This is a genomic window from Salimicrobium jeotgali (assembly GCF_001685435.2).
Classification (GTDB): domain Bacteria; phylum Bacillota; class Bacilli; order Bacillales; family Halobacillaceae; genus Salimicrobium; species Salimicrobium album.
In genome coordinates this window covers 1,788,817-1,813,291 of the sequence record NZ_CP011361.2, presented here as the reverse complement: position 1 = coordinate 1,813,291, position 24,475 = coordinate 1,788,817, and the positions used below count along the sequence as shown (strand labels likewise).

Here is a 24,475-nt window from a genome sequence, read left to right as displayed (position 1 = left end):
GTATGAAGGTAACATAGGTTTTCGAACTATAATCAAAGATGGGAGAAGGGAAAGTTTATGAAAAAAATCACTGCATTCCTGGTTGCTTTAGGAGCTACATTCATTCTTTCGGCCTGCGGAGGGGAAGAAACGAAAGAAGGGATATCAGAAACGGAAAACAGCAAAAGTGAAAAAGACCAATCAGAGCAGGGTGAACTTGAAAAATTCGAGGGTACTGTGGAACATATTCATGGTTTAGGCTACACGGATGTAGACGGTGTGACATTTGCATCTCACGAGGGGTTGAAAATCTACAGGGAAGGACAATGGTGGGAAACTCCCTATCATAAAAACGATTATATGGGATTCAACGCCGTTAAAGGAGGAATGTACGTCTCCGGCCACCCGGGAGAAACGTCGGATCTGCCTAATCCTGTCGGTCTTCAAAAAGGAAGAGCCGGGGAAGAAGGACTTGATCACCTTGGCTTCCGGGGAGAAAGTGACTTTCATCTGCTCGGAGTCGGATATGAGAACGAAGCGGTTTATCTGTTGAATGACAGCCCGGATGAGGAACTTGAAACAGGGTTTTATCGCAGTTTTGACAAAGGAGAGACATTCGAACCGTTTCGAGCTGAAAATCTTCCGGAAGATCTGTTTCAGTTGGCAGTCCATCCTATCCGGGAAAAAGTGGTGGCTGCCGCAGCGAAAACCGGAGTGTTTTTAAGTGAAGATGCGGGGGAGACGTTCAAAAGAATTTCTGAAAAAGGTCAGGCTTCCGGTCTTACTTTTACTGAAAACAGCTTATACTTCGGATTATTGCAGAATGGTGCCGCTTTTAAAAAATACGGGCTTGGTTCCGAAGAAATGGAAACGGTACCTTTGCCTGAATTTGGAGAAGATGCAGTACTGTACTCTGCTCTCTCTCCCGGGGAGGATGTTATAGTAATATATACAATGAATGGAAGCAGCTACAGTACGGAAGATGAAGGGGAGACGTGGAAACAATTTCTTGAAGAAGGGACGGTCACCCGCTAAAAGGAATGTTCCGTGGAACCGCCACAGGAATATGAATAAAGCTGTTTTCGAAGATATACAGGGGTGTGGAGGACTTATATGAGGGGAAAATTATCGGTAAAACTGGGTTTATTGTTTTTTGTGCTGATGCTCGTTATTGAAATAGCTTTGTTCTTCATTCTTTATATTACGATATCAAACCACAGGGTATCGGAAGTGATGGAAGGGCTCCTTGCCCGCGGGGCCGGCCACAGGGACGTACTCGAAAACAACTACGATTCCACTACACTTGAGCACGTCGTACTGATGGAATCGGAAGCCTCTACAGACGTTATCATTACAGATGAAAATGGGGATATCGAAGGCCGTTCCTCAGATGAAGACGTAGAATTTCAGAGTAGCGTGGTCCGGGATATCGCTCCTGTAAAAGTCAATGAAGATCGGATTATAGAGGAGAAATGGGCGGAACTGCCTTATGTAGCTACTGTCTCTCCGATATTTGTAGATGGCGTCCACAAGGGTGAAGTATTTATGTTCTCTCCTTCAGGAGCGATCAGAAATACACTTACCCACCTCTCTGAGCAGTTTTTGCTGGTAATGCTGCTGATAGGAGCCGTTACCCTCGTAGTCGTCTTTGCTTTATCCCAGATCATCACCCGCCCGCTTATCCGAATGCAGCAGGTGACCGAAAAACTGAGTGCAGGGAAAGCGGATCGTAAACTTGATGAAAGGCACAACGATGAACTCGGCTCGCTTGCTGTGTCTATAAACAGCCTTTCCGAAGATCTTGAACGTCTGAAAAAAGATCGTAATAACTTCCTTTCTTCCATAGCTCACGAATTGAGGACTCCTCTTACTTACGTTAAAGGCTATGCCGAAGTGGCTTCGAGAAAAGGCACGAGTGATGAGGAACGGGTAGAGTATCTTGCTATTATAAGGGAAGAGATAAACCACTTGACTTCCCTCGTGCAGCAATTGTTCCAACTTGCAAAAATGGAAGAAAATTCGTTCGTTATCGAACCTTCCGTTATAGAACTCACCCCGCTTCTCGTAGATGTCCGAAGCCAGATGCAGCCTCTTTTTGAAGAACGGCAAGCCGGGCTCTCTATTTCCTCCCCGGAAGAAGTCTTCATTTATGGAGACGCTGTGCGCTTAAAACAGGTCTTTTACAATCTGCTGAACAATTCTGTTTTTTATGGTTACGAAAGCCCTCAAGTCGAAATAAACGTCACTGTCATCCGGGGAGAGGTACATATTCTTGTATCGGATAATGGGCCCGGAGTTCCGGAAGAAACTTTGCCTTATCTGTTTGAAAGACTGTATCGTGTGGATAAAGCGAGATCCCGGAAGTATGGAGGCAGCGGGCTCGGCCTTTCGATCGTGAAGGAAATTATAGAGAAACATGAAGGTACGGTCCAGGCTTTCAACGATAACGGATTATCAATACTTATTAAATTACCGGAGGAAAAAAACTATGGCTAAACTTTTAGTAGTTGATGATCAGGAACGGATGCTGAATCTGCTGGAACTGTATCTCCGGCCTCACGGGTACGAGATTACGAAAGTTCCAAGCGGCCAGGAGGCGCTCCGGATGTTGCGGGAGCGTCCATTTGATCTCGTTCTTCTCGATATTATGATGGAAGGGATGGACGGTTTTGAGACGTGTCGGAGGCTCCGGACTTTCAGCGATCTTCCTGTACTTATGCTGACAGCAAAGGATCAGAAAGAAGACGTCGTGAAAGGACTGAAGACAGGAGCAGACGATTACGTTACGAAACCATTCGATGAAGATATACTGGTCGCCCGTATCGAAACGCTTCTCCGGAGGAGTACACCGGTTTCTATAGAGATGAATGGTTTAATCTGGAAGGAAGAAAACTACGAGCTATCGTACGGAAAAAAAGCGATCGTGCTTACTCCTAAAGAATTTCAAATAATAGGTCTTCTGCTAAAACGACCTAATCACGTTTATGATCGTAATGATCTTCTGGATCTTGTCTGGGGTGTGGATTCGGATACGGGAGGCCGTACTGTGGATTCTCACATGCGTAATATAAGGGAAAAGATAAGAAAAGCCGGCTTCCCCGTCGACGACCATCTGAAGACCGTGTGGGGAGTAGGATATAAATGGATAAAATAATAGAATAACAACCTGTTTTGCAGGGATCGGCCGGGCAGGGAAGAGCATCATCAGCATTTTTTGGGAAAAAGAGGGAATGTGTGTTTCCGTTACGTCCACAGCGGGAAATGATTTCAGAACCGTCCCGGCCGAAAAATGCTGCCGGTAATGATCGGAAGGAAAGGAGGGCTGCCATATGAACCAGGACAAAAAGAAAATAGGGATTGTTACTGCTCCGGGCTATACGAAAAGAATCGGGGAAGGACTGTATTATTCCCTTCCCGGACTGCTGAGAGAGTACGTCGATGAAGGAGAGACGTGGGAAGTGGAGTCTCTGGAAAGTCCCCTGACCGGCTATACGGAAGAACCGGAGGAAGTATTGGAAGCCCTCCTGGAGAAGAAGCAGATGCAAGGCTGGGATATGGCTGTCTGTTTAACGGACCTCCCGCTTTTTCGGGGTAAGAAACTGATAGTGGCCGAAGCGAATTCTGCGAAAAGAGTCGGTCTTCTCAGCCTGCCCGGACTCGGAGCGGCTCCTCTGATTAAACGCATCCGTGAGTCTATTCTGCAGCTTCTGAGTGAAATGCATCACGGTTCTTCCTATGAAGACAGGGATAGAGTTCAGCTGAGAGCCGGTAGAAAAGGCAGAAAAAAAATAAATGCAAGGGAACTCGTAAAAAGACGGGGGATCGACAGATTTTCTCCTATTGTCAGGGAGAATTCGGAATCCGAAAAAGTGTCGGAGGTAAGGTTTACGGTGGATTCGAGACTGCGGGGAGCCCTTCGGCTTATCACCGGAATGGTGAGAGCGAACCGTCCATGGAGGTTATTTGAACAGTTTTTAAAAATACTGGCAGTAGCATTCACGACCGGGGCTTTCGGATTCATCATATTCTCGACTTTGTGGGAGGTAAGTAACCAGTATTCTCTCTGGCGGATGATTATGATTAATATTTTTGCCATTGTTCTCCTCGTGTTCTGGATTATGGCTGCACACAAGCTATGGGAACGAAAAAGTGACCATTCAAGCGCCTATATTCGAAGGCTTTATAATAGCACGACCATTGTGACTCTGCTGACAGCGGTCAGTTTCTATTATACCCTTCTATTGATCTTCTTTCAGCTGCTCGTTCTCATACTGTTGCCGATCGGTGCTATAAACAGTCAACTGAACTCGGAGATGAATAATATCGGGTATTTCTACATTGCCTGGACCGCTACAAGCATTTCGACAATCATAGGAGCTCTCGGAACAACGATGGAGGACGAAGAGGTTGTGTTGTCAGGTACATATGGAAACCGGCAGCGCCAGCGTTACGAATTGATAAATGAAGCGGAACAGGAGAAAAAAGAGGCTGAAAAAGAGAAAGAGGAAGCAATGCAGGAGAAAAGGGAAGCAAGAAAGAATGGATAACAGGGAGACTTTATTACATTAATAAGGAATTCAATAAAAGATTTTTCTTTTTATTGGCGGCCGTACGTTTTCTTTTTTAAGCAGGGGGAATTTATTAACTATGCCAGCAAGGAAGGGAACGGAGGCTTATGACCACTAAACGTGTGAAGAAAAGAAAGTGCCGGAAATGCCAGAAAAATTATCCCGCTGCTCATTTTCAGGAAAACAGGGTTACTCATCTATACTGTAATTTTTGCAGACAGTCCTCCTGGAAGGGTTGATCATCTATAGAAGACCCCTGTATAAAGCGCATATGTAATACATGGTTCCAGCCTCCGGTACTATTTCGGGGGCTTTTTCAATCGAAAAAATTCCTGCAGATTTTTCCAAAAGAAAAAGCCAGTATCGTGGCTCCTCGCCATGACACTGACTGTTCCCGCAATTCTTCAAAGAACCTGTACTTGTAACTACTGTATTCTATTTTTTAGAGTTTTTCTTTTTGCTGAAAAGCTTGCCGCTTTTCTTTTGTTTCACGTCTGTTTTTAGCTGCTCTTCGTTTCGAACCGGGGATTTTTTGAAATCCTCGTCGAAACCTTCGCGTGCTTTTACATACAGTAGTGTCACAAATTGTCCCTCCTTTAATTAAGTTCCAGGCGAAAGGGGGAACGTCGGCGTCATGACAATCCTAGGGGGGAGATACATAATGCCGAGCAGGACTACTCCCTTTCGTAATTAAAGTTTTCCTCGTGAACCTTCAGCTAAAACATAAAACCCCGATAAAATGGAAGAATGAGGATAAAGATTCACATTTCCGGGACTATAAACCCGCCCTTCAGTAAAGTTGATGTACAATGATAGTACCGAAGACTTTCCCGGTTCATGAGGGTAAGCGTTTCACCATAAACATACATACAAATCATGGTAAAATGAGAGATTGAAGTCCATATCATCGAATGAAACATAAATAGTAGAAGGAGGTACACATATGGCAGAATCCCATCCTACACTAATGAACAAACCGGTTCGGAACGTGTTTTTTCAATATTTTTTCCCTTCTCTTGCCGGCATGATGCTCATGTCTGTAAATATTTTAACGGACGGGATTTTTGTCGGGAACGGAGTAGGAGAGGAAGCTTTGGCCGGAGTAAACCTCTCGATGCCCGTCTTCTCTCTCATATTTTCTATGGCGCTCTGGATAGGTATCGGGGGAGGTACATTGTTTTCTGTACATATGGGAAGAAAGGAGAAGAGAGAGGCGAGGAGCGTTTTTTCTCTATCTGTCGTTTCTCTCCTCCTCATTCTCGGTCTCATAGGAAGCGTGGGGTACTTTTTTATCGAGGAAACCGCACGACTACTGGGCGCTAATGAAGATACTCTTTTTCACACGATGGAATATCTGAAAGTCCTTATGCTGTTCGGATGGGTTGTAGCGGTTCATGAAGCTCTAAGTATTTTCGTCCGCAACGATGGAAGCCCGATTCTGTCGATGGTTTCTCTTGGAGTAACCGCAATCGTCAATATTATCCTCAATTACTATATGATTTTTATACTCGGCCTCGGCGTGTTTGGAGCGGCACTGGCCACGGTTCTTGGAAGTGTCGCCGGACTTTTCGTTTTACTTATACACTTTCTGAATAAGAATTCGAATTTGAGTCGATTTGTTTTCGGCTGGTCCTTTGCATCTTTCAAAAAAATATTCAATATAGGGTTTCCGAGTTTTACGGCAGAAGCAGGGATGCTCGTATTCGTAGCGGGTTATAACCTGTCTCTAGTCCAGCTTCTCGGCACGGAAGGAGTAGCCGCTTTTTCCGTAGTGAATTACCTGCACGGATTTATGTTCCTTTCTTTCTTCGGAATTGAAACGGCACTGCAGCCGATGATCAGTTTTTATCACGGAGCCGGAGAAAAAGAAAGAATAAGACAGAGTGTGAAAATCGGGGAGAAAACCTCGGTCGTTCTTGGCGTACTTCTGCTTGGCATCGGAGCGGTTGCAGCTCCGGCACTCGTATCCCTCTTCGGGCTGGAGTCAAATGACGTGAGGGAACTGGCGATCGAAGGGATTCGTCTGTTCTTTTTCGCCTATCTGTTTATCGGTTTCAACTTCGTCTATATGACTTATTATCAGTCGATCGGCAATATCCGCTCTGCCATGATCATTATACTGCTGCGCAGTTTTGTGTTTATAGTGATTCTGCTGTGGGCGCTCCCTGCATTATTTGGAGCTTCTGCGGTATGGCTTTCCCTGCCGCTTGCAGAAATGCTGGTAGCAGCTCTTCTTTTCTTTTTGGCAAGGAAGAATGTTGTCCGTTAAGGCTGCAGGACATTATAAATATAGAGGTCCGGGATTCTCAAACAGAATTCTTTCTTCTTCCCTGTTAATCTGTGATAATCATAGGCATCGCTTATTTAGGGGGTAAAGAAATGACGAATGAGTCAACAGCAAAACCATTGTTTAAAACATTCAATAGTGATAAATTGAATCTTCCTAACCGTACCGTAATGGCACCTATGACCAGGGGATTCTCGCCAGGTAATGTACCTGACGAAAACGTCGCTGCGTACTACCGCCGACGTGCAGAAAATGAGGTGGGGCTGATTATTACAGAAGGTACAGGCATTAATCATCCATCTTCCGTTTCGGGTGCGGGGATTCCTTTGTTCCACGGAGAAGAAGCGTTGAGTGGATGGGCTGAAGTAGTGAAGGAAGTTCACGAAGCCGGCGGAAAGATCGCTCCGCAGCTTTGGCACGTAGGAATGACGCGCAGTAAAGGAGACGTGCCGAATGAAGAGGCGGAGCCTGTCGGGCCGAGTGGTCTGAATCTGGACGGAGAACAGGTGAATGAACCTATGTCTATCGGGGAAGTGGAAGAAATCGTCCAGTCTTACGCGGAAGCGGCAGCAGAAGCGAAACGTCTCGGTTTCGATGCTATCGAGATTCACGGGGCACACGGCTATTTGATTGATCAGTTTTTCTGGAAGCAGACGAATCAACGCACCGACCGTTATGGAGGTGACTTTACCGACCGGATGCAGTTTGCCGTGGAGATCGTAGAAGCGTGCAGACAGGAAGTTGGAGAAGATTTCCCTGTCATATTCCGATTTTCCCAGTGGAAAATGAATGACTATAAGGCAAAACTGGTTGATACCCCGGATGAACTCGATCGTTTCCTGAAAAGACTTACAGAAGCAGGGGTGGATATTTTCCACTGTTCGACCCGCCGGTTCTGGGAACCCGAATTCGAAGGGTCTGATCTGAATCTTGCAGGCTGGACGAAGAAATTATCCGGAAAACCGGTCATTTCCGTAGGTTCCGTGGGGCTAGACGGAGTATTTACGGATTTCTCCGGTGCAGGAAAAGCGAATCTCGACGGTCTGGTTGATAAAATCGATAATGAAGAATTCGACCTTGTAGCTATCGGTCGTTCCTTGCTGATGGATCCGGAATGGGTGAAAAAAGTACAGGAAGGAAGAACAGACGACCTGTTAGCTTTCAGTAAAGATGCATTGCATAAACTTTATTAATGACTACCTGAAAGAGGAATGGTGAAAGAATGGAAAAACACCACGACGCTGAACTTTACCGTTCGGTGTCGTGGTGTTTTTTATTCATATTTCTGATAAGAAGTCAGTAAGCAAACTGCACTTAATTCAGACGAAGAGCCTCAGAACTTGCAGCGCTGATTTCAGCAAGAAGATCCGGATGATCCTCAAGATCAATGCCATATGAAGGAATCATTTCTTTGATTTTCGGTTCCCACTGCTCCAGGTAGTGAGGAAAACATTTCTCTATAACCTCCAGCATGATAGAAGCTGATACGGATGCGCCCGGAGATTCTCCGAGGAGAGCGGCGAGAGTCCGATCTCCGGAGTGGATCAGTTTTGTCCCGAACTGAAGGGCACCTCTGCCGCCTTCTTCGGTATCTTCAATAAGCTGCACCCGCTGTCCGGCCACGAGAAGTTCCCAATCTTCATCTTTTGCCGTAGGAACAAAATCGCGCAACTGCTCCACCCGTTCTTCTTTGGACATTGTCAGCTGTCCGGCCAGATATTTGATCATAGACATATTCTTCGAAGCTGCAGCAAGCATGCTTATTAAGTTATCCGGTTTCACGGAACCGGGAAGGTCCAGATAAGATCCGGCCTTCAGAAATTTCGGTGTAAATCCGGCAAATGGCCCGTAAAGTAAGGTGTCCTTCCCGTCGATATGCCTTCTGTCCAGGTGAGGAACCGTCATGGGAGGAGTTCCTTCCGGTTCTTTTCCGTAAACTTTGGCGTGGTGTCTTTGTACTGTTTCAGGGTTATCACAGACGAGAAACTCTCCGCTGATCGGGAAGCCGCCGATGTGTTTACTTTCGGGAATCCCCGTTTTTTGAAGCAATGGCAGTGCGCCTCCTCCGGCTCCGATGAACGCGAAGGAAGAAGCATGCTCTTCGAGGGTATCCTGTTTGAAATTCCGGACTTTTACTTCCCACGTTCCATTTTCTCTCTGTTTGATGTCTTTCACGTTACAATTATAATGCACGGTTACGTTATCTTTACCAGAAAGGTTTTCCAGCATTTTTCTGGTCAGTTCTCCAAAGTTTACGTCTGTCCCCTTGTCCGACTTGGTCGCGGCTACCGGCTCTTCTTCACTGCGTTCCTTCATCATTAAAGGAATCCATTCAGCGAGATGTTCGGGATCTTCCGAGTATTTCAAATCGGTGAACTGGGGATGTCGCGTCAGCGCATCGAAACGTTTCTTCAGAAAGTTCACATTCCGTTCCCCGTGGACGAAACTGATGTGGGGGAGGGAGCGTATGAATTTTTCGGGATTTTGTATATCACCGTTCTTAACTAAGTATGACCACAGCTGGGTGGAGGTGTGGAACTGTTCGTTTATTTCTACAGCTCTTCTTATACTTATGTCCCCGTTTTCATCTTCAGGAGTATAGTTCAGTTCACAGAGCGCTGCGTGACCGGTTCCGGCGTTGTTCCATTCGTTGGAACTTTCATTTCCTGCGGAATCCAGTTTCTCGAACAGGGTAATACTCCACGTGGGTTCGAGTTTGTGAAGAATCGTAGCCAGTGTGGCGCTGACGATCCCTGCCCCCACGAGGATAACGTCCGTAGTCGTTCCCTCTCTTTTCTTTACATCTTCGGCAGTTGTTGTGTGATTATTCATGGAAACTCTCCTTTCTGCAAATCCAATCTTCCTCAACTGTACATTTCTTTCTATTAAAATGCTCCCCCTGAAGTTATTTTAACTTATTCAGCAAGTTTTTTCACGGATAGGTCTGCCAGTCTCCTCCTCCGTGAAAAGCGGGCAGCCTGTTTTACACGAAAATGAGGAAAGTGATGACCGACAGAACTACCGAAGTGGCAGTCATAGCCAGTAGAGGTTTCCAGGCTTTTCTTCGCAGCTGTTTCAAGTCCACTTTCAATCCGAGTCCTACCATGGCAGCTGTCAGAAGGAAAGTGGTGAGTACGTCTGTTGCGTTCAGTATTCCATCGGATACCGGGAGAACAGGTCCGATTACGTAAGTTCCGACTATACTCATAATAATGAAACCGAGCAGGAACCAGGGGAAAGTGACTTTTGCTTCTCCAGTGTCTTCTCCTTTATATTTTCGTTTCATTACATATATAAGAACGAGACAGAGAGGGATAAGCAGAAAGACACGGCCCAGTTTCGCGAGCAGTGCCATCGCAAGGGGCCCTTCTCCAGCAGGAGCAGCAGCCAGTGCCACCTGGGCCACTTCATGGATGCTTACACCGACCCAGCTTCCGTAAGCGATATCTGACATAGGGAGTACGGGGCGCAGTATCGTATAAACAATTGCAAAAAAAGTTCCCATCAGAGCGATGATTCCTACTCCTATAGCCGTATCTTCTTCTTTCGCTTTCACAATCGGAGCGGTCGCGGCGATAGCGGCGGCACCGCATACTCCGGTACCGATTCCGATAAGCAGAGAAATAGAACTGTCGGCTTTCAAAAGCTTCGCCATCCATACAGTGAATAAAATAGCAAAAATCACTACACCGATGTCCAGCAGAAGAAGGCCGAGTCCGTCTGAAATGACGGTACCTATATTCAGCTTAAGCCCGTACAGAATAATTGCTGCCCGGAGCAGCCGTTTCGAGGAAAATTCGATCCCCGGCTGAATACTTTCAGGATAACCGAGAAAGTGTCTGTACGTAACAGAAATTACTATGGCGGAAGCCAAAGGTCCTACGAGTGAAAATCCCGGTACGAGCGCAAGAAGATAACCGAGAGCTGCAATCAGAAACGTAAACCCTACACCTGCGAGCCAGCTCTTTTTGAAATTTTTGTTGTGATTCGTTTCATTATGAAGCAGTTGTACTTGAGCCATCGTAACGTCCCCTTCTAAAAAAAGTTCTTTCTAAAGCTTACTTTTTCTTTTATGATAAGAAAAATAATAATTTTTAATTATGATGATAAGTTAATACTTATCGAAAGGAGTGCACTGTGGACAGTCAACTGGAAGTATTCGTCACAGTAGCCGAACTGGAAAATTTTTCACGCGCTGCAGAACGTCTGCATATGACTCAACCGGCCGTAAGTCAGTATATTAAAGTACTGGAAAAGTCAATGGATGCCCGGCTGTTTGACCGAAGCAATAAATATGTCCGCCTTACACAGGCAGGGGAAATCGTGTATCATCACGCGAAAGAAATTATCGGTCTTTATACGAGTATGCATGCTCTTATTGATGATTTGACTAATAAGGCAAGCGGCACGATTTCCATAGGAGCGAGTTACACTTACGGGGAGTACGTATTACCGGAAGTTCTGAAACGACTGAAAGAAGAAGCTCCGGAGATAACTCCGTCCGTAACGATCGGTAATACGAAAGAGATCTGCAAGCTGATCTCGGATTACCGGCTCGACATCGGTATTGTGGAAGGGGAGGTGAAAGATGAAAATATTACGGTGGAACCGTTTGAAACGGATGAACTCTACGTTGTTTCTTCACCCGATTCATTAACTTCAAGGGAAGGAAACTTTTCTCCGGAAGAGTTGGAGGAGGAGACATGGATTGTGAGAGAAGAAGGGTCAGGCACAAGGAGAATATCAGAGAAGTTTTTCAGTTCCGCAGGTATCCTCCCAGTCTCCCGTCTGGAATTCGGGAGCACGCAGCTTATAAAAGAAGCGGTAGAGGCGGGGCTTGGCATTGCGCTTCTTTCCCGTTGGACTTTCAAAAAAGAAGTAATAGCCGGAGACTTAGCGATTGTAAATGTGGAAGGGTTACCTGTACAAAGAGAATTTTCCTTAATTTCAAGATCTCTGTTCCGCTCGAAAGCTCTGGAGATTTTTGTGGAAAAAGTGAAGAGAGGCGGTAAGTGAAGCTGTCGTGAGAAGAATCGGAACAAAACAAAAAACCTTTCATCCATCAGTAATTGATGAATGAAAGGTTCTGTCTACTATTGAATGGATTTTGCGCCGATATACCTGTTTTCCCAGTAATCGTAATCCATATCTGAAACTTCTACTCCTTCCTTGCCGGCGTGAATCATTTTGTTTCCGCCGATATAGATACCACTGTGAGTAGCGACTCTGTCAACGTTGTACGTGTTTTCGAAGAATACAACGTCTCCGACGCTAGGAGAGTCAACAAAAACACCATCGCTTGCCCACATGCCGGCGTGCGTACGGTTGACGTCAGTTCCCGCTTCTTCCATTACAAGGTTGATGAAACCACTGCTGCCGAGAGCTGCGCGTGTTTCCCCGCCTAACTGGTAAGGTACACCGATAAGGCTTTCAGCAGCGTTAACGATGTCCGCATTGCTGGCTGATCCGGTCGAAGCGGATGCCGTGGAAGCAGTGGAAGTAGAAGCAGCTTTCACTGCTGTCGCTCTTTCTTCCGAATCGTCTGAATCGGACTGTGCAGCCTTTGTATCGTTGTCAGAAGTAGTGTCAGGAGCCGGGGCTACTGAACCGGAAGCGAGGCTAGCCTGCGTATTAGGACCTGCAATACCGTCTACTGCCAGACCTTGCTGTTTCTGGAACGCAATGACCGCATTTTTCGTGATTGGTCCGTACTTGCCGTCCACGTTATAGCCGTAGTAGCCATAGGATGCAAGCTTCGACTGAAGAGAAGAAACGGCCTGGCCGCGATCCCCTGCAGTAAGAACGTTGCTTTCTGTTATTTGAACGGATGAACCGTTATCTGCAGGTGCATTTGAATGGGCTGAAACGCTTGATCCTACAAGCGGAGTCAAAGCCAAAGACGTGACAAGAGCTGTGGAAACAACGTACTTCCTAAGCGGATGTACTGGTTTGTTCATGTCTGATTCCTCCATTTGAATGTTTTTAGATGAAGCAAGATGTAGCGTATGTACAACTTCTTCAAGCCAATTAACATTGTATCAGTCTGCATACCCTTATAGGTTATGAGAAGGTTACAGTTCTATTATGATTGTTTAACAGGAAGTGACGAAGTTGTAATTTTACGTGAATGGAAAGTCGTGGGCGTTAATGCTTATATCATCTCTCCGAGCTTGTGCCGCAACCGCTCAGACCACTGTTAGTTTTATTACAACATGTTAGAAACCCGGCTGAAAAACAGCCAGGTTTTGTAAAATAAAAGTATTTTATTAATTCCCGATTCTTTTATCGGATTTTTTATCGAAGTTTGTCTTATTTTCAATGAAGAGAAATATTCATGGCTGTAACGGCAGGTTTCGTCTCCACGATGACTTCTCCGTGCCTTATGGAATATAAGACTCCTGCCTGTGTACGGACCGCTTCGTAATCAGAGACGGAGTCGAGAACGATCAGATTCGCGTCGCTGCCTTCCCTCAGGCCGTAATCACTTAGGGAGAGAGTCCGCGCTCCGTTCACGGTCACGAGGTCAAGGGCCTTCGTAATATGATCATAATCGGTCATGTGGCAGGCATGAAGACCGGTATCAACGACAGACATGAGATCTCCGTTCCCAAGCGGATACCATGGGTCCATGATTGAATCCAGCCCGAAACATACGTTGATTCCTTCTTTCCACATTTCTTTCACCCTTGTGACTCCTCTGCGCACCGGATGACTGTCGAAACGTCCCTGGAGGTGGAGGTTCGCTTTAGGAAGGGCAATGAATTGAACGTCTGCTTTCTTAAGTGTCTGAAACAGTTTATAAGTATAGGCATCATTGTAGGAAGCCATCGCAGCCGTATGACTGGCCGTAACTTTTCCCTGCATGTCATTCCTGATAGTCAGGGCAGCGAGCGTTTCCAGGTAACGGGCCTGTTCATCATCGATTTCATCACAATGGATATCAACGAGTTTCCCGTATTCTTTCGCAAGAGCCATGGAAGTTTCGAGTGATCGGATACCATCTTCACGGGTCAGCTCGTAATGAGGGATGCCTCCGACAACATCTGCGCCCATATCGAGTGCTTTACGTAAAAGATCTTCTCCGTTTTCTTTCGTATACATGCCTTCCTGAGGCAGAGCGACGATTTGCACATCCATCCACTTCTTAACTTCTTCTTTAAGTTCCAGGAGTGCTTTCAGACCTGTCAGTTCAGGATCACTTATGTCCGCGTGCGTGCGCACGTGCTGAATACCGTGCCGTAATTGCATTTCAATCGCCTTTTTGGCACGTATCTTAATATCTTCTTTCGTTTCTTTCATCAGACTGCGGCGTTCGCTCCATATTTCGATTCCTTCAAACACAGATCCTGATTCGTTCCAGCGCGGCGTTCCGGCTGTCAGTACATAATCAAGATGTATGTGAGGTTCGACATAAGGCGGAAGCACAAGCTTCCCTTCGAGGTCTATCACCTGTTCTTCTCTCGAGCCGGTCACGTTACCGGCAGGTGCGATGGTACGGATTGTACCGTCCCGGAGAGAGAGGTCCTTCAAGTCCTCCCCTTTATAAAGTTTGGCATTTTTTAATAGCATCGTTCTCCCCCTTATCCTTTATAGTTACTAGTATATGGTATCAAATACTAAGAGGAAGAGTAAGCGGAACTCTCATCCTGCTTTAAGAATCAGTAATACGCCGAGGATGAAAATGAGGGTATAGACAATAAAACTGAAACGATGAGCCGGTATCCGCTCAAACAGTCTGTTTCCTGTGAACACAGCAACTGCTTGTACAGGAAGACTCAGCAGGAAAAGCATAAACAATGGGCGGGACCAGAACCCGCCGAGAGCCTGACCGATTACAATGAAGAAACCTGAAAACAAAAACTGAGCCTGAAGAGTACTCCTGAACTGCAGTGGATCCATTTTTCTCAGTGCGGCATATACAGCTACCGGGAGGCCGTTGAAGTTGTAGGCACTTCCGAGCATTCCTGATAAAAAGCCGAAAGGGAGAGCCCAGGAAGGGTTCTCGAACCGGGAAGCGGAGCTCGGGAGTACTTTCAGGGAAAGTATATATATGATCAGCAAAACACCAAGAACGAGCTTAACCGTTTGTGCAGGTAGAAACAAAATAAGTAAAACCCCTGCAGGAATGCCGGAAAGCGTCATAATTCCGAGTCGGTAAAGCACGGGTTTGTCGATATTCTGAACATTCCCGGATAACGACATGGCTGCTGCGGTAAGCCCTGATAAGCCTGCAAGCGAGATACTTAAAGATAAATCTATGGGCAGCAGAGCCAGTAGAGGCATGCTTACCATAGCATCGCCAAATCCAAACGTGGCACGCATAAGTGTGCCGAGAAACAGTGCGGTAAGGATCAGAATAATAAGAGAAACCGGCATTCTCTTCCCTCCTTTTGTACAAAATAAGGCTGATCTTACCGTATCACAACGGAACTTGTTCCGCCCGTAAACTGAGGAAATATGTCTGCGAACTAAAAAACCGGCAGAATCTATATTCTGCCGGCAGTAGTCATGTTATTAAAAAATTTCTTCTGTTTATTCTCCTCAGCCGGGCTGCAGTACCGATTTGCGTTCCTGTCTGCTGCCAAGAGCAGACTGGGCAGCGGCAAGGCGTGCGGCCGGGACGCGGAACGGGGAACAGCTTACATAATCGAGACCTTTGTCGAAACAGAATCGGATCGCATCTTTGTCACCGCCATGTTCTCCGCATATCCCGGTTTTTAACTGAGGATTCGTCTGTTTACCGAGCGTCACTCCTGACTCCACCAGTTTACCTACCCCTTCCTGATCGAGCTTCATGAACGGGTTATCGGGGAGGGTTCCATTCTCAATATAGTATTGCAGAAATTTACCTTCTGCATCATCCCTGCTGAAGCCGAAAGTCGTCTGCGTTAAATCGTTCGTTCCAAATGAGAAGAAATCGGCTTCCGAAGCGATTTCATCAGCAGTTAATGCAGCTCTTGGTGTCTCAATCATCGTGCCGGTGAGATAATTTAGGGAAATTCCGTTCCTCCCGCCGATTTCCTTGGCCACTTTATGCACAAGCCCGCTCGTTTCCCGGAGCTCTGCCACGTGACTGACAAGAGGAATCATGATTTCGGGATTTACATCGATACCTTTACTCAGCACACCTGTCATAGCCTGGAACAAGGCTGTGATCTGCATTTCGTATATTTCGGGATGCACCATACCGAGGCGGCACCCCCTTAACCCGAGCATCGGATTGGATTCCTCGAGCAGACGTACGGATCGGAGAAGCTTCTGCTTTCTTTCAAGTTCTGCACTTTCCGGATCTGTAAGCTCCAGACGCGTAATATCGACTAGCAGCTCCTCGACATTGGGAAGGAATTCGTGGAGCGGCGGGTCCAGCAGACGTATAGTGATCGGACGCCCGCGAAGGGTTTCGAAAATACGTTCGAAATCCTGCTGCTGCATAGGAAGTAATTTTTCAAGAGCTTTAGTCCGTTCTTCTTTATTTTCCGCAAGAATCATTCTCTGTACGGCAGGGAGCCGTTCAGGGTCCATGAACATATGTTCCGTACGACAGAGCCCGACTCCTTCCGCTCCGAGTTCCACAGCTTTTCGTACGTCCTCGGGCGTATCGGCATTCGTCCGCACGCCGAGAGTGGAAGTGTTGTCTGCCCAGCCGAGAAGCTTCCGGAATACAGCAGACATCTCCGGCTCGATGGTTGCGATTTCACCGAGATAAATATCTCCGGACGCCCCGTCTACCGTAATGACATCTCCTTCTTCCACGATAGTTTCTGCAACGGTGAATCGGCCGGTTTCAAGATCGATATTTATCGACCCGCAGCCGCATATACAGGCTTTACCCATACCGCGGGCCACAACAGCGGCATGACTGGTCATCCCTCCGCGACTGGTAACGGTAGCTTTGGCAGCGACAATACCATGAATATCTTCCGGAGTCGTTTCCGGCCTCACAAGGATGACATTTCTCCCTTCGTTACTCAGAAGTTCGGCTTTGTCCGCATCGAAAACGACTTCTCCCGTAGCGGCGCCGGGGGAAGCAGGCAATCCGGTGACCAGCTTCTGTGACGTATGTTCGGGATCAATGTGTTCGTGCAGCAGCTGACTGAGCTGATCAGGGTCCACGAGTAGAAGTGCTTCCTCTTCGCTTACTATTCCTTCGTTAACCATATCTACTGCTATCCGCACAGCCGACTGTGCTGTCCTTTTTCCATTTCTCGTCTGCAGGAAGAAGAGTGCACCGTTTTCTATGGTAAATTCGATGTCCTGCATATTTTTGTAATGCTTCTCAAGGAGATTGCACATTTTCACCAGTTCACCGTACAAATCAGGCATTTCTCTCTTAAGTTCATTTATCGGCTGCGGGGTGCGAATTCCTGCTACTACATCCTCTCCCTGGGCGTTAATCAAATACTCTCCATACAAATCAGACTCACCGGTGGACGGGTTGCGGGTAAAAGCTACGCCGGTACCGGAATCATTTCCCATGTTTCCAAACACCATGCTTTGCACGTTCACCGCAGTCCCCAGATGACCCGGAATATTGTGCAGACGACGGTACAGAACTGCACGCTTATTATTCCATGAATCGAACACAGCGCGGATACTTAAAAAAAGCTGTTCGTAAGGATCCTGGGGGAAAGTGCGCCCTGCAGCTTCCCTGGTGATTTTTTTGTACGCTTCGATAATCTCTTTCCAGTCCTCGGCAGTCATCTGTACATCAGAGGTGTAGCCGCTGGACATGCGGTAGTTTTCAAGGTGATTCTCATACAAAGAATTATCCAGCCCGAGCACAACATCTCCAAACATCTGAATAAATCGTCTATAGGAGTCATAAGCGAATCTTGGATTATGAGTAAGGTCTGCAATTGCTTTCACTGTCTCGTCATTCATCCCGAGATTCAGAACGGTATCCATCATTCCCGGCATAGAATGAACGGCTCCGGAACGTACAGAGACGAGCAGAGGATTGTTCGTGTCTCCGAGGGATTTTCCGGTCCTTTTTTCCAGCTTTTCCATAGATCTTTTGATTTGCAACGTTGCCGCCTCCGAAAGCTGTTCGCCCGCTTCGTAGTAAGCGTTACAGGCTTCCGTGGTAACAGTGAAACCGTAGGGGACGGGCAAGCCGAGACGGGTCATTTCAGCAAGATTCGCGCCTTTTCCTCCCAGCATTTTTTTTCCGACTGCCTTCTCATGGTCGAACATAAATACAAATTTCTGTTCCATCGTCAACGATACCTCCTGATAATATGGAATTACAGATAAGCTATGCATAGTGAAAGTTTGTCGTGGTGATTATGACACACTAATAAGTATTTTTATTAAATTGTGTCATACTAATACAAATTATAGTATCACTAATTATTGCAGATTACAATATTAAAAAAACACCGGATTCCTCCCAGGATCCGGTGCGTAAACTATTTTTATACAGAAAATAATGGTGAGATATTTCTTAATTCCTATTACTGACAGGTTAGTGAATTTTTTTACCTTTTGACAGAAGGGGGGATATTCAACAGTTCACGATATTTCGCTACCGTCCGCCTGGAAACGTGATATCCGTCCCTTACCAGCAGATGTACCAGTTTCTGATCGGAAAGAGGGCGGAGAGGGTCTTCTTTTACTATGAATTGCTGGAGGCTGCTTTTAATTGCGGCTGAGGACGAGCCCAATTTCGTCCGGGAAGGAAAAAACTCCTCCAGATAAAAAGTTCCTGAGGGCGTTTGTATCACTTTGTTGCGAACAGCTCTGCTCACCGTAGATTCATGAATGCCGAGCCGGCTGGCAACTTCTTTCCTCGTGAGCGGGGACAGGGACCTGGTGCCCTCGGAAACCATCGTTGGCTGACACCGGAAAACTTCTTCAGCGATTGCCAGTATTGTCCATTGTCTCTGTTCCACACTTTTTTTGAGCCACTGAAAGGTTCTGTATTTCTCTTTAAGAAAAGAAACGGCTTCTTTATGAGCCTTCATCATTTGTTTGTATTCCTCATTCATATTCAGTTCCGGCACGATCTGCCGGTTCAAAGAAATATGGTAGTCGTCCTCTTTCGTGATATAGATGTCGGGAATGAGAACGTCTGACCGCGCAGACCCGATCGCAAGCCCGGGTTTAGGATGAAGGGATTTCAGCCGGTCGAGACACAGGTCCAGCTGCCTCCAATCGAGATTCAATAGAGTCTTGAGACGTGCGGGCTCTTCGGCAGCATAAGGGAGGTACCGGGAAATGAGAATGGAAAGTTCCCTGTCTTCCGGAAAAAAGCGACGCGCCTGCAGTGATAAACATTCCTGCAATGTACGAGCTCCGATACCGGCGGGTTCCAGCGTTTGCAGCAGAGTGAGGCAATTTTCGACGGACGTTTCAGTAATTTTGTATTCCACAGCAAGGTCATCTGATGATTCCTGTAGATAGCCATTGTCATCCAGATGAAAAATGAAGTGTCTTATCAGCTTTTTTTCCTTCTCGTTACAGGGGAGAAAAGGGAGCTGTTGCAGTAAATAATCGTGAAGACAAGGCTCCGGTTCGTATTTGTATAAAGGGAAATTACTCCAGTCACCGGGAGGGGGATCGGCATAGGAAGGCTCCCGCAGATCAATCCACGGATTCTCCATGGCTTCCTGTTCAATATATTCCCTAAGATCCTGGGAGGACATTTGCAACAGGTGCAGGGACTGCTGCAATTGAGGTGTCATTTTCAGCTGATTGGTCTGTTTCATTTCTAAGTGGAGCTTCATTTGTCCTCTCTCCGTTTCTATTTCTGTACTTTTTAAAGGACGGTCGCTTATTTGAAATCGTTTTCATTATTTCATATAAACGGTCATTAGAAAACAGGCAGGCTCGTTTATTTACGGGTGAATTGCAGGAGACAATATTCCCGTCCGGTGCCGAAGTTTTGCAAAGAGTATGTGCGACGACTTATTATTCACTTATACAGAGGATGTCCCAATAAATGAAGATTGAGGTGAAGACAATGAGGAAAAGAGAAGTTGAAGACTACGTGCAGGAAGGTATATACGGGACTCCGGAAACAAAACCGGGGGAACGCAGGAGATATCTCGGTACTCTTCGTGAACGAATCGTTCTTGTGTTGACGAAAAGTCAGGTGATGCAGAAAAAAGGTATGGCGGAACTTGAAAAAGAAATGAGGAGTTATGACAGGGCAACGCTACTTTTGAACGGGAAAATAAGTTACAGGTTTCGAAAACCTTATTCCCGGCTCGCCCGTAAGTACGGTGTGCATACAAAATCCGTATCGGATCAGCAGAAAGAAACGGAAATCGGAGCTGTTTTAACCGTGGATTATCCTTTGGAAAAAGAAGAGATAAAAGTGGACACTGGTACATCTGCAAAGAAAGAGAAAACAAAGCAGAAAAAAGGAATGAGAGAATTATTGAAGAAACTGTTCAAACCAATCAAATGAAAACGCCGAGGTTATTCAACCTCGGCGTTTGTGTTGTCTTAGTCAGTAATCGTGCTGGACCAGACGACTGTGAAGCTTTCCGCAGTTTATACATTGAAGCCAGAGAGTTTCCACAACTCTATCAGTGAATTCTTTGGAAACAACTTCGACGACTTTCTGTTCGTTACTGAAACAGTTCAGACAATGATCATGGACGCGGCTGCCTATTTCATAGTTTTTCATTACATGCCTCCTCTCTAAAGGAGGGAGGCAACAGTAGGAGTTTTATCTTAAGACAAAATAAAGGAAATTTCAAACGTGCCGCAAGTAAAGCCATTAAACAAAAAGAATTGCACATTAAAAGTTGACTCGGGGAAACAAAAAAAGTAGAATAACCATATCGATAAAATTTGCCTGAGGGCAAAAATGATGAGGTGAGGAATATTTTTGAACAATTAGGTAATATAAATCCCGTGATTCTGGCTTTGCTGGGATCTTTATTCACTTGGGGGATGACTGCTCTCGGAGCAGCCCTCGTTTTCTTAATAAAAGGATCGAGTCAAAAGTTTCTGGACAGTATGCTCGCGTTCGCAGGAGGAGTCATGATTGCAGCCAGTTACTGGTCGCTGCTCGCTCCGGCTATAGAGAGAGGGGCGGAAGGTCCGCTGCCCTCCTGGTTTCCTGCTGTCGTAGGTTTTCTTCTCGGTGGGTTTCTGCTTCTCTTTATCGATCGTGTCATACCATTTGTAGACCTCGATAAGTACATGTACGACATTAAAAATAAAAGAGCGAAGAGTCGTACGGCACTGCTGATGTTCTCGATGACCCTCCACAATATCCCGGAAGGATTAGCGGTTGGTGTGGCTTTCGGTGCTGTAGCTTCGGACGGGTCCGGTGCGGCTCTCGGTGGAGCGATAGCTCTTGCGATTGGTATCGGTATACAGAACTTCCCGGAAGGAGCGGCAGTTTCCATGCCTCTTTACCGGGAAGGTATGAAGAAAAAGAAAAGTTTCATGTTTGGACAGTTTTCCGGAATGGTAGAACCTATTTCCGCAGTAGTGGGGGCGGCTGCCGTTATAATTATAGAACCGGTCCTGCCTTACGCCTTAAGCTTTGCGGCTGGAGCCATGATTTTCGTGGTAGCTAAAGAAATTATCCCGGGCTCCCATGAAAAGGGGAATGTCAACATTGCTTCTATGAGTCTAATGTTCGGTTTCGCCCTTATGATGACGCTAGATGTTGCGCTCGGTTAAGGATTATAAAAAAAAGAGGAGATGTCTGAACACATCTCTCTTTTTTTATGCACAAATTTCATGGAGAGTCGAGAATCGAAAAGCGGGAATGCTGATTGACAGATCGAATCGTTTGCAGGATAGTGGAAGGGAGGGGATCTCCCCTCAACAACTGAATACGTCCGGTGGTCACAACATCTGTGTTAAAAGGGAAGCCCGGTAGAATCCGGCACGGTCCCGCCACTGTAAAGGGGAGCTTCGTATCAATCCACTGTCTGAAAAAGACGGGAAGGCGTACAGAGTGAGGAACCTGAGTCAGGAGACCTGCCACCGGAAAGAACATGAAATCCTACGGGAGAATAGGAGGATGTTACGTGAAATATCTTAAACCGGGACGCCGATACGGGCCTGGACCGTCGATACTTTCTTATCCGCCTTCCTGCTAGCTGACGGGAAGGTATTTTAATGGAGTCAAGGTGAAAAGAGACCTTTCCTGTGGTCGTTATCGCAGCGATAAAAGAGGAGGAAGAAACGATGGATCAGATACCTGTACGTTGTTCAAAAGTAACCCAGACAAGACTTATATTTCCCCCGGACACTAACCATCTTGGAACGATTTTCGGAGGGAAAGTCCTTGCATATATCGACGAAGTTGCTGCCCTTACCGCAATGAAACACTCCAATGCTATCGTAGTGACGGCTTCGATCGACTCCGTGAATTTCATATCTACTGCCAGAGTGGGAGAAGCTCTGACGATTGAAGCCTGTGTAACGAAGACAGGTCGGACTTCTATGGAAGTGTATGTGAAAGTATTCGCAGATGATCTGCTCAGTGGAGAGCAGAAAATGACGACCGAATCATTTCTTACAATGGTGGCAATGGACGAAGAAGGGCGCCCGAAACCAGTCCCCCACGTCATTCCGGAAACGGAAGAAGAGAAAGAACTGAACAGAACGGCTGCCGCGAGAAAGAAACAGCGGGAAGAAAAAGCTGAGCTGCGAACCTGAACCGCATGACAATACGGGACCCGCTGAGGGCCCCGTATTATTTATGAACATTATTCTTTTAAGTCTTTTTTGCAGAAGTACCAGTCTACACACTCATAGGAATCGTCGTTTTCTCTTGCGCGGGCATCTTCAACTGTTTTTGGAGGAGATGCGACAACTTTGTTTCCTTTCGTCCAGTCAGCCGGAGTGGAAACTCCGTGTTTGTCGGTAGTTCTGAGAGCCTCGACGAGCCGTACGATTTCACCCATATTCCGGCCGGTAGTGAGCGGATAATATATGAGAGAACGGATTGTTCCTTTGTCATCAATCACAAAAACGGCACGGGAAGCTTCAGTACCGCTGCTTTCCGGCATAATCATACCGAACTTGGTAGCCACCTGTTTATCAAGGTCGGCGATTACCGGGAACTCGATTTTCGTATCGAAATTTTCTTCAATATTCCGTATCCAGGCAATATGGGAAGTGATGCTGTCCACACTCAGTCCGAGGAGTTCTGTGTTCATTTCCCGCAACTGATCATAAATCCCCTGAAACGCTACGAATTCTGTCGTGCATACAGGTGTAAAATCTGCCGGATGGGAAAATAGAACGAACCATTTTCCTTCGTAATCATCGAGAGAAAGCTCTCCGTGTGTCGTCTGAGCAGTGAAGTCAGGGGCTTTTTCACCGATACGCGGCAAGCCATAGTGTTTCTGTTCTTCTGTATTATGCTGCTCTTCCATCATTCAAATCCCTCCTGTTACATATTCCGTCCGTCCTGAACGGTCCTCTGTTTTTATTTCCCGTTCAGTTTTTCATTAAACCACATAGTACGTGAGGCAATACCGCCAAACGGGGTAAGGGGGATATTTGTACCCCCTTTTCCTAAGAGAAGGTATGGTATAATGTTAAGTAAATAAATTTGGTGAAGGAAGGGTCGTTTGTGTTGAAAGACCAGCGTATTTTGGAATTAATCAAAGAAAATCCGTTCATCACCCAGCAGCAGCTATCGGAAAAATTAAATCTTTCACGCTCGGCAGTAGCCGGATACATCTCAACGCTTACAAAAAAAGGGGAGATTGTAGGAAGAGCCTATGTTCTGAAAGAGGAGTCGAAAATCTTCTGTATTGGAGGGGCGAATATCGACCGGAAGAACCGCACGCTTTCACAGGTGCAATACGGAACTTCCAACCCTGTTTCCTCTCTTCAGAGCCTTGGGGGTGTAGCCAGAAACGTGGCTGAAAACCTCGGGAAGCTGACCTGTGATGTTTCTCTTATTGCACTTACCGGAGAAGACCAGGACGGGGAATGGCTTATGAAACAAACGAAACAGCAGGGAGTGGACGTTTCGCAGTCATTTGCTCTGAATGGAGAAAAAACAGGAGCCTACACTTCTATCCTCGATTCGTCCGGAGAACTGGTGCTGGCAGTGGCAGATATGGAATTGTATGACCGCTTCACCGCCGGGCTTCTTGAAGCGAAGTGGCCGCATATTGCTTCTTCGGAAGTGATTTTTGCAGATACGAACCTGCCAGAAGCCACACTTTCCTATTTGATTCAGCGGGCAGATAAAGAAGACCGTCACCTTTGGATACATACGGTTTCTACGACGAAAATGAAGCGACTGCCGGAAGACTTAAGCGGAGTCGGTGTGTTATTCATCAACCGGGAAGAAGCAGCGGAACTTACGGGCGTGCATGGAGGAACGAAGGAAAAATGGAGGGAAGCCTGTGAGCTCATGATCAGACGTGGTGTCTCAAAGGTTGTCATCCACCTTGATACGGACGGAGTATTTGTAAGAACGGATACGGGGGAAGAAGAGTACGCGGCACCGTACCCGCATACTGTGGAAGATGGTGCCGGGGTTAAGGAAGCTTTTATCAGCGGCATGCTTTTCGGCTATACCCATGAGGAATCGTTTCGCGATTCGATTCTGCTCGGAATGGCGGCGGCTGCCGAGGCGTGGCAGAGTAAAGAAACCGTCGCCGCTCTTTCCAAGGAAAAACTGTATAATCAACTGCAAAGTTAGGGG

Annotated in this window: 21 protein-coding genes and 1 riboswitch; of the genes, 11 read left to right on the top strand and 10 right to left on the bottom strand. The window is 46.4% G+C overall.

The genetic code is table 11. From position 1 onward, the window contains the following. Nucleotides 1-57: 57 nt before the first annotated feature. The 4 genes from AAV35_RS09050 (at nt 58) to AAV35_RS09035 (ending at nt 4,526) form a co-directional block, all read left to right on the top strand. A complete protein-coding gene (locus AAV35_RS09050) occupies nt 58-1,014 on the top strand; it encodes a F510_1955 family glycosylhydrolase (RefSeq protein WP_008589981.1) in 957 nt (318 codons plus the stop codon). A gap of 78 nt (nt 1,015-1,092) precedes the next feature. Continuing rightward, nucleotides 1,093-2,475 (top strand): sensor histidine kinase, encoded by a 1,383-nt coding sequence (locus AAV35_RS09045; RefSeq protein WP_008589978.1) that lies wholly within the window; start codon nt 1,093-1,095, stop codon nt 2,473-2,475. Continuing rightward, complete coding sequence (locus AAV35_RS09040) at nt 2,468-3,133, top strand: response regulator transcription factor (protein ID WP_008589976.1); 666 nt, start codon at nt 2,468-2,470, stop codon at nt 3,131-3,133. The genes AAV35_RS09045 and AAV35_RS09040 overlap by 8 nt, the downstream gene beginning before the upstream one ends. A gap of 175 nt (nt 3,134-3,308) precedes the next feature. Next, entirely contained in the window at nt 3,309-4,526 is a 1,218-nt protein-coding gene (locus AAV35_RS09035) for a hypothetical protein (protein WP_008589974.1), read from the top strand. Between the two features lie 456 nt (nt 4,527-4,982). On the opposite strand, the gene AAV35_RS14495 is transcribed toward AAV35_RS09035, so the two are convergent. After that, on the bottom strand, nt 4,983-5,129 hold the full coding sequence (locus AAV35_RS14495; RefSeq protein WP_169819462.1) for a hypothetical protein: 147 nt from the start codon (nt 5,127-5,129) through the stop codon (nt 4,983-4,985). A 361-nt stretch (nt 5,130-5,490) separates the two neighbouring features. Between AAV35_RS14495 and AAV35_RS09030 the strand changes: the two genes are divergently transcribed. Together AAV35_RS09030 and AAV35_RS09025 are read left to right on the top strand one after the other, a co-directional pair. Beyond that, complete coding sequence (locus AAV35_RS09030; protein ID WP_008589972.1) at nt 5,491-6,816, top strand: MATE family efflux transporter; 1,326 nt, start codon at nt 5,491-5,493, stop codon at nt 6,814-6,816. A 110-nt stretch (nt 6,817-6,926) separates the two neighbouring features. After that, nucleotides 6,927-8,027 carry an NADH:flavin oxidoreductase gene (locus AAV35_RS09025; RefSeq protein WP_008589969.1) on the top strand — a complete coding sequence of 367 codons (1,101 nt, stop codon included), beginning with the start codon at nt 6,927-6,929 and terminating at the stop codon, nt 8,025-8,027. Nucleotides 8,028-8,148: 121 nt separating this feature from the next. Here the strand turns inward: AAV35_RS09025 and mqo are convergent, their stop codons facing one another. Beyond that, nucleotides 8,149-9,666, bottom strand: a complete 1,518-nt coding sequence (gene mqo / locus AAV35_RS09020) for a malate dehydrogenase (quinone) (protein ID WP_008589968.1) — start codon at nt 9,664-9,666, stop codon at nt 8,149-8,151. A 151-nt stretch (nt 9,667-9,817) separates the two neighbouring features. Further along, nucleotides 9,818-10,855 carry a YeiH family protein gene (locus AAV35_RS09015; RefSeq protein WP_008589966.1) on the bottom strand — a complete coding sequence of 346 codons (1,038 nt, stop codon included), beginning with the start codon at nt 10,853-10,855 and terminating at the stop codon, nt 9,818-9,820. 116 nt (nt 10,856-10,971) lie between these two features. On the opposite strand from AAV35_RS09015, the gene AAV35_RS09010 reads away from it, so the two are divergent. Beyond that, nucleotides 10,972-11,850, top strand: a complete 879-nt coding sequence (locus tag AAV35_RS09010; RefSeq protein ID WP_008589964.1) for a LysR family transcriptional regulator — start codon at nt 10,972-10,974, stop codon at nt 11,848-11,850. Nucleotides 11,851-11,927: 77 nt separating this feature from the next. Here the strand turns inward: AAV35_RS09010 and AAV35_RS09005 are convergent, their stop codons facing one another. The 5 genes from AAV35_RS09005 to rpoN form a co-directional block, all read right to left on the bottom strand. Beyond that, on the bottom strand, nt 11,928-12,791 hold the full coding sequence (locus tag AAV35_RS09005; RefSeq protein ID WP_008589962.1) for a C40 family peptidase: 864 nt from the start codon (nt 12,789-12,791) through the stop codon (nt 11,928-11,930). 358 nt (nt 12,792-13,149) lie between these two features. Next, a complete protein-coding gene (codA, locus tag AAV35_RS09000) occupies nt 13,150-14,403 on the bottom strand; it encodes a cytosine deaminase (RefSeq protein WP_008589960.1) in 1,254 nt (417 codons plus the stop codon). A gap of 72 nt (nt 14,404-14,475) precedes the next feature. Continuing rightward, a complete protein-coding gene (locus tag AAV35_RS08995) occupies nt 14,476-15,210 on the bottom strand; it encodes a sulfite exporter TauE/SafE family protein (protein ID WP_008589959.1) in 735 nt (244 codons plus the stop codon). A gap of 165 nt (nt 15,211-15,375) precedes the next feature. Beyond that, on the bottom strand, nt 15,376-18,048 hold the full coding sequence (gene ppdK / locus AAV35_RS08990) for a pyruvate, phosphate dikinase (RefSeq protein ID WP_008589957.1): 2,673 nt from the start codon (nt 18,046-18,048) through the stop codon (nt 15,376-15,378). 263 nt (nt 18,049-18,311) lie between these two features. After that, nucleotides 18,312-19,559 carry an RNA polymerase factor sigma-54 gene (gene rpoN / locus AAV35_RS08985; protein WP_008589955.1) on the bottom strand — a complete coding sequence of 416 codons (1,248 nt, stop codon included), beginning with the start codon at nt 19,557-19,559 and terminating at the stop codon, nt 18,312-18,314. 215 nt (nt 19,560-19,774) lie between these two features. Between rpoN and AAV35_RS08980 the strand changes: the two genes are divergently transcribed. After that, nucleotides 19,775-20,245: a YueI family protein gene (locus AAV35_RS08980; RefSeq protein ID WP_008589953.1), complete on the top strand. Its 471-nt coding sequence runs from the start codon at nt 19,775-19,777 to the stop codon at nt 20,243-20,245. Between the two features lie 42 nt (nt 20,246-20,287). On the opposite strand, the gene AAV35_RS08975 is transcribed toward AAV35_RS08980, so the two are convergent. Then, nucleotides 20,288-20,467 carry a hypothetical protein gene (locus tag AAV35_RS08975; protein WP_040609345.1) on the bottom strand — a complete coding sequence of 60 codons (180 nt, stop codon included), beginning with the start codon at nt 20,465-20,467 and terminating at the stop codon, nt 20,288-20,290. A 269-nt stretch (nt 20,468-20,736) separates the two neighbouring features. Here AAV35_RS08975 and AAV35_RS08970 point away from each other — a divergent pair, with 269 nt between their 5' ends. Together AAV35_RS08970 and AAV35_RS08965 are read left to right on the top strand one after the other, a co-directional pair. Beyond that, a complete protein-coding gene (locus AAV35_RS08970) occupies nt 20,737-21,477 on the top strand; it encodes a ZIP family metal transporter (RefSeq protein WP_082409516.1) in 741 nt (246 codons plus the stop codon). Between the two features lie 148 nt (nt 21,478-21,625). Further along, nucleotides 21,626-21,802, top strand: a riboswitch (cobalamin riboswitch). A gap of 188 nt (nt 21,803-21,990) precedes the next feature. Then, nucleotides 21,991-22,464, top strand: a complete 474-nt coding sequence (locus tag AAV35_RS08965) for an acyl-CoA thioesterase (RefSeq protein WP_040609373.1) — start codon at nt 21,991-21,993, stop codon at nt 22,462-22,464. A 50-nt stretch (nt 22,465-22,514) separates the two neighbouring features. On the opposite strand, the gene AAV35_RS08960 is transcribed toward AAV35_RS08965, so the two are convergent. Next, complete coding sequence (locus AAV35_RS08960) at nt 22,515-23,189, bottom strand: peroxiredoxin (RefSeq protein ID WP_008589947.1); 675 nt, start codon at nt 23,187-23,189, stop codon at nt 22,515-22,517. Nucleotides 23,190-23,386: 197 nt separating this feature from the next. Between AAV35_RS08960 and AAV35_RS08955 the strand changes: the two genes are divergently transcribed. Further along, complete coding sequence (locus tag AAV35_RS08955) at nt 23,387-24,472, top strand: carbohydrate kinase (RefSeq protein ID WP_008589944.1); 1,086 nt, start codon at nt 23,387-23,389, stop codon at nt 24,470-24,472. Nucleotides 24,473-24,475: the final 3 nt, after the last annotated feature.

What these genes read in the sequence shown, in the direction of transcription:
- AAV35_RS09050 (WP_008589981.1), top strand. Translation starts at nt 58, where the DNA reads ATGAAAAAAATCACTGCATTCCTGGTTGCTTTAGGAGCTACATTCATT.
- AAV35_RS09045 (WP_008589978.1), top strand. Translation starts at nt 1,093, where the DNA reads ATGAGGGGAAAATTATCGGTAAAACTGGGTTTATTGTTTTTTGTGCTG.
- AAV35_RS09040 (WP_008589976.1), top strand. Translation starts at nt 2,468, where the DNA reads ATGGCTAAACTTTTAGTAGTTGATGATCAGGAACGGATGCTGAATCTG.
- AAV35_RS09035 (WP_008589974.1), top strand. Translation starts at nt 3,309, where the DNA reads ATGAACCAGGACAAAAAGAAAATAGGGATTGTTACTGCTCCGGGCTAT.
- AAV35_RS09030 (WP_008589972.1), top strand. Translation starts at nt 5,491, where the DNA reads ATGGCAGAATCCCATCCTACACTAATGAACAAACCGGTTCGGAACGTG.
- AAV35_RS09025 (WP_008589969.1), top strand. Translation starts at nt 6,927, where the DNA reads ATGACGAATGAGTCAACAGCAAAACCATTGTTTAAAACATTCAATAGT.
- mqo (WP_008589968.1), bottom strand. Translation starts at nt 9,666, where the DNA reads ATGAATAATCACACAACAACTGCCGAAGATGTAAAGAAAAGAGAGGGA.
- AAV35_RS09015 (WP_008589966.1), bottom strand. Translation starts at nt 10,855, where the DNA reads ATGGCTCAAGTACAACTGCTTCATAATGAAACGAATCACAACAAAAAT.
- AAV35_RS09005 (WP_008589962.1), bottom strand. Translation starts at nt 12,791, where the DNA reads ATGAACAAACCAGTACATCCGCTTAGGAAGTACGTTGTTTCCACAGCT.
- codA (WP_008589960.1), bottom strand. Translation starts at nt 14,403, where the DNA reads ATGCTATTAAAAAATGCCAAACTTTATAAAGGGGAGGACTTGAAGGAC.
- AAV35_RS08995 (WP_008589959.1), bottom strand. Translation starts at nt 15,210, where the DNA reads ATGCCGGTTTCTCTTATTATTCTGATCCTTACCGCACTGTTTCTCGGC.
- ppdK (WP_008589957.1), bottom strand. Translation starts at nt 18,048, where the DNA reads ATGGAACAGAAATTTGTATTTATGTTCGACCATGAGAAGGCAGTCGGA.
- rpoN (WP_008589955.1), bottom strand. Translation starts at nt 19,559, where the DNA reads ATGAAGCTCCACTTAGAAATGAAACAGACCAATCAGCTGAAAATGACA.
- AAV35_RS08980 (WP_008589953.1), top strand. Translation starts at nt 19,775, where the DNA reads ATGAAGATTGAGGTGAAGACAATGAGGAAAAGAGAAGTTGAAGACTAC.
- AAV35_RS08975 (WP_040609345.1), bottom strand. Translation starts at nt 20,467, where the DNA reads ATGAAAAACTATGAAATAGGCAGCCGCGTCCATGATCATTGTCTGAAC.
- AAV35_RS08970 (WP_082409516.1), top strand. Translation starts at nt 20,737, where the DNA reads ATGACTGCTCTCGGAGCAGCCCTCGTTTTCTTAATAAAAGGATCGAGT.
- AAV35_RS08965 (WP_040609373.1), top strand. Translation starts at nt 21,991, where the DNA reads ATGGATCAGATACCTGTACGTTGTTCAAAAGTAACCCAGACAAGACTT.
- AAV35_RS08960 (WP_008589947.1), bottom strand. Translation starts at nt 23,189, where the DNA reads ATGATGGAAGAGCAGCATAATACAGAAGAACAGAAACACTATGGCTTG.